This window comes from Escherichia sp. MOD1-EC6162, from assembly GCF_002965125.1.
GTDB lineage: Bacteria > Pseudomonadota > Gammaproteobacteria > Enterobacterales > Enterobacteriaceae > Escherichia > Escherichia marmotae.
Genome location: NZ_PTSB01000090.1, coordinates 1 through 534, shown reverse-complemented (window position 1 = coordinate 534; position 534 = coordinate 1). Strand labels below are relative to the sequence as shown.

The following is a 534-nucleotide window of genomic DNA, read 5'->3' as shown; positions in this document are numbered from 1 at the left end:
CGCTTACCACTTTGTGATTCATGACTGGGGTGAAGTCGTAACAAGGTAACCGTAGGGGAACCTGCGGTTGGATCACCTCCTTACCTTAAAGAAGCGTTCTTTGAAGTGCTCACACAGATTGTCTGATGAAAATGAGCAGTAAAACCTCTACAGGCTTGTAGCTCAGGTGGTTAGAGCGCACCCCTGATAAGGGTGAGGTCGGTGGTTCAAGTCCACTCAGGCCTACCAAATTTGCACCGCAAATTTGAAGAGGTTTTAACTACATGTTATGGGGCTATAGCTCAGCTGGGAGAGCGCCTGCTTTGCACGCAGGAGGTCTGCGGTTCGATCCCGCATAGCTCCACCATCTCTGTAGTGATTAAATAAAAAATACTTCAGAGTGTACCTGCAAAGGTTCACTGCGAAGTTTTGCTCTTTAAAAATCTGGATCAAGCTGAAAATTGAAACACTGAACAACGAAAGTTGTTCGTGAGTCTCTCAAATTTTCGCAACACGATGATGGTTCGTAAGAAACATCTTCGGGTTGTGAGGTTA

At 45.7% G+C, this 534-nt stretch carries 2 tRNA genes and 1 rRNA gene; all 3 read left to right on the top strand.

Annotated elements, in window-relative coordinates:
• Positions 1–83 (top strand): 16S ribosomal RNA (locus tag A9587_RS24295); the annotation flags it as partial.
• 68 nt (positions 84–151) lie between these two features.
• Positions 152–228, top strand: a tRNA-Ile gene (locus A9587_RS24290).
• 42 nt (positions 229–270) lie between these two features.
• Positions 271–346, top strand: a tRNA-Ala gene (locus A9587_RS24285).
• The last annotated feature ends 188 nt before the right edge of the window (positions 347–534 follow it).